Raw genomic sequence first — 3,773 nt, 5'->3', positions numbered from 1 at the left:
ATGCACATGGAAATGTACAAGGAAGCGTTCAGGGGTTTGGATACTCAGACCCAGGCAATAGCTCTGCGATTCCTGGAAAGCTCTCTAGTGCCCAGGAAGACCATCAATGCGGCCGTGAGTGTCTACGGTCTGAAGCACTACCTTCAGAGTGCCACCGGCCTCTACTTGACGCTGGAGGAATTCGCAGGCGCGCTGCTGCACGCTGGGTTCCGGGTCAGGATCGGTCCTTACGGCTTATACACCAATTACTCCAATCGCTCACCGGTACTCCGCAAAGATAGCGGATGCCGGTGTGTTTAGTTCAGAGCGCGCCAAGCGTTCAGAAAGAAGGAATCATGGACAAATCCCGATATTTACGAATCTTTCGTTCCCGGCTTGACCCCGTCCGCGATATGGTCGTTGACTACCTGCCCGCTTTTCTGGAACGGCGGGACACGCTCAACCTAGATTTGACTGTGGAACAGCTCCGCCAGCATTGCGAACATTGCATTGGCCACAGCGTCCCGCTGAAGTTCTTCATCGGAACTTTGCTGTACGACAACTATCAGGTGTATGAAAGGGATGGCCAGTTTTATGCCGGGCTGTCGAAGCGCTCACCCATTTTCAAGCTGATGCGCGGTGTGGACAAGCACTCCAAGGACCCTGCCATCCGGCGCATCCTGACCTGGTATGGCGAGCATGCCCTTATACCGGTAGGACTACCCTTGCTCCCTGAGAGCTGGGCTCTCTGAATCTCTACGTTGGATTTACAACGTAGCGGGCATCCCCCTTCGCGTGAATTTTCGCGCTTTCAAATAGGGGGATAGGCCCACTTCCTCGCCCGGATACCGACACGCTCCAATGGGAGCATGTCGGTTTTTGTATCTCAACACCAGATTACACCCCGCAATGCGGGAAACTTAAGGAGGAGACCTCATGAACAACCAACTTCTGAACCTTCTCACCAAGCGCGCCCAGGCATGGGACATGGCCAAGGCGTTCCATGCATCCAAGAGCGAGACGGATGGTTGCATGTCCAAAGAAAACGCAGCCATCTACGACCGAATGGAGGCGGACGTTTTCGAACTCACTCGGGAGATCGAACGGATGAATGCCGCGGAATCGCGCCCTGAAGCAGTAGAACCGCGCTCCCTCATGACCGACCGAATGGAGAAATGGCAGCACCTAGCCTCCAGCACCTACAACAGAGCTTTCTGGACCACCATCACCAAACGTGAGCCCGAGCGGACGGTCTTTGATGCGCTTACCGTTGGTGACGATGGCCACGGTGGATACCTCGTCCCCTCAGAGTTCGAGCGCCAAATCGTCGAAGCCCTGGCAGAGCAATGCATCATCCGGCAATACGCCACGACCATCCGGACCGACAGCGGAGAGCGCAGGATTCCGATTGTCACCGGAAAAGGCGCGGCGTACTGGACGCCGGAGGAGGGAGCCATCGTTCCTGCCGACGATACTTTCGATCAGATCTATCTCTCCTCCCACAAGCTGGGCACGCTGATCAAGGTTTCGGAGGAGCTGCTTAACGACGCGGCGTTTAATATCCCCGCCTACATCGCCGGCGCTTTTGCCCAGCGCATCGGCGTGGCCGAGGAGGAAGCCTTCCTGACCGGCGATGGTGTGCACAGGCCGCTTGGTCTCTTGAGCGACATCGGCGGCGGGGAAACGGGCGTCGTCACTCAGAGTGCCACCACGCTCACGATGGATGAGGTCATCGATCTGTATCATTCGCTGCGTGCCCCCTACCGGCGCAATGCGGTGTTCCTTATGAATGATCAAACAGCGAAGGCGCTTCGAAAAATCAAAAACGCCAACGATGAATATCTTTGGCAAGACAAGCTCTCGGGCGGTCTGAAGGATACGATCCTGGGCCGCCCCGTTCTTACCTCGGCGTTCATGCCGTGCATGGAGGCAGGAAAGAAGGCGATCCTTTTCGCTGACCTTTCCCAATACTGGATCGCCGACCGGCAGAACCGCTCTTTCAAGCGGCTCAATGAACTGTACGCCGCCACCGGGCAGGTCGGGTTCCTGGCATCCGAGCGCGTGGATGCCCGGCTCATTCTGCCGGAGGCAGCCAAGGTGCTCAAGATGCACGCTTAGAGGCATGCTGCCTGGGCGGCTTGGCTGACCATGACGCCCAGAAAAAAGTGGCGCAAAAACATTGTCGTTCCCAACATCGGGCGCAGGCCAAACAAATGGTCTGCGCCCTTCAATTTGAAATGCACAAAGCAAAATTGCACGATACAAAGCGCCAAAAGTCAATGCGCAAAGCGACACGCCATCACGGCCTCGGGCCACATCATGGAGGTGCGTATGACTTCATCCCAAAAGGCCCGTCTGCTTGAAATGCGGCAGGCGGGTATGAGCTTTGCTCAGATTTCCGCCGATCTCGGTATCTCAAAGAACACCCTCAAATCCTTCTGCCGCCGTGTAGATGCCGATATAGACGCCGCTGTGACATCCGCCTGCGCCCGTTGTGGGATTCATTTTGCTGCCAAGGGTAAGCGCCGGTTTTGCTCAGAAGGTTGCCGCTATGCTTGGAACTACTCCCACCGCATCCTAAGCGTCCACAATGCGGTCGAGAAGAAATGCGTGTGCTGCGGCAAGTGCTTCTTCAGGTATGCGTCCAGCCACCGCAAATACTGCTCCCGCGCCTGCTATATCGCAGACCGCTATGGCAAGGAGGGTTGTCATGACGGAAATGCGGTATAAGCAAAATCAGCGGTACTTGGCGGCCATCTCCGTGGCCAGTGATATGCTCGAGAGCGGCCTCATTGACGAGGCGGATTACTCGGCACTTGAGACAAAGTTTGCCGCCAAATACCAGCCTCTCTTTCGCTACGAAAAGCCTTGTCTTTCCGCGACCCTTCCTATAAGACAGACAGTCGAAGGGAGGGGTTGATATTGGCCCGAATCATACGGAAAATGAACTCCATGCTACCACTGCCGCCGCGCCTTCTGAACGTCGCGGCATACGCTCGGGTATCGATGGACAAGGACTCCATGCTGCACTCGCTGTCCGCGCAGGTAAGCTATTACAGCGACCGCATTCAGAAGAATCCTGGCTGGTGCTACGTTGGCGTGTATGCGGACAAAGCGCTGACCGGTACCAAGGCCGAGCGCCCGGAATTTCAGCGGTTGCTCGCCGACTGCCGGGCCGGGAAGATCGACATGGTGATCACCAAGAGCATCAGCCGGTTTGCCCGCAATACGGTGACGCTGCTGGAAACGGTTCGAGAGCTGAAGGCGCTGGGCGTGGACATCAACTTCGAGGAACAGAATATTCACTCCATGAGCGGGGATGGCGAGCTGATGCTTACCATCCTCGCTTCCTATGCGCAGGAAGAAAGCCGCTCGGTGTCCGAAAACTGCAAGTGGCGCATCCGCAAGAATTACGAGCGCGGGGCCGCCATACCGATTCTCACTTATGGATACTCCATTATCGAGGGGAAACCCGAGATCAATGCGGACGAGGCCGCGGTGGTTCGGATGATCTTTGAAAAGCACAATCAAGGCATGGGTCTGTGGGCCATCGCACAGGTGCTGGACTCCCTTGGCATCAAACCGCCTTATGCGCAGCACTGGGGGGCGCTCACCATTCGATACATACTCCGGAACGAACGCTATGTGGGGGATTTGCTTCTTCAAAAGACATTCATAGACGATCACCTGAAAAAGAAGAAGCGCATCAATCGGGGGGAGCTTCCGAAGTACTATGTGGCGGGCATCTACCCGGCCATCGTTTCCCATGATGTGTTCGAATGCGCGCGCCAGAT

General features: G+C 56.2%; 5 protein-coding genes and 1 pseudogene. All 6 read left to right on the top strand.

Annotated elements, in window-relative coordinates; all coding sequences use genetic code 11:
- Positions 1 to 300: pseudogene (locus ACH6CV_RS17930) on the top strand (hypothetical protein); the annotation flags it as partial.
- Between the two features lie 35 nt (positions 301 to 335).
- Positions 336 to 731 carry a hypothetical protein gene (locus ACH6CV_RS17925; RefSeq protein ID WP_456359587.1) on the top strand — a complete coding sequence of 132 codons (396 nt, stop codon included), beginning with the start codon at positions 336 to 338 and terminating at the stop codon, positions 729 to 731.
- A 184-nt stretch (positions 732 to 915) separates the two neighbouring features.
- The gene (locus tag ACH6CV_RS17920; protein WP_456359586.1) at positions 916 to 2,097 is read left to right on the top strand and encodes a phage major capsid protein; all 1,182 of its coding nucleotides are present in this window, start codon (positions 916 to 918) and stop codon (positions 2,095 to 2,097) included.
- A gap of 30 nt (positions 2,098 to 2,127) precedes the next feature.
- Positions 2,128 to 2,709, top strand: coding sequence for a hypothetical protein (locus ACH6CV_RS17915; RefSeq protein ID WP_456359588.1), 582 nt, complete (start codon positions 2,128 to 2,130; stop codon positions 2,707 to 2,709).
- Entirely contained in the window at positions 2,618 to 2,899 is a 282-nt protein-coding gene (locus tag ACH6CV_RS17910; protein ID WP_456359585.1) for an SHOCT domain-containing protein, read from the top strand. Before ACH6CV_RS17915 ends, ACH6CV_RS17910 begins: the two co-directional genes overlap by 92 nt.
- Positions 2,900 to 2,901: 2 nt before the next feature.
- Positions 2,902 to 3,773 (top strand): recombinase family protein (locus ACH6CV_RS17905; protein ID WP_456359584.1); only part of this gene is annotated, 872 nt, incomplete at its 3' end.

Source organism: Anaerozeibacter quisquiliarum (assembly GCF_051162045.1).
Taxonomy (GTDB): Bacteria; Bacillota; Clostridia; order Christensenellales; family Aristaeellaceae; genus Anaerozeibacter; species Anaerozeibacter quisquiliarum.
This window is presented reverse-complemented; position numbering and strand designations above follow the sequence as displayed.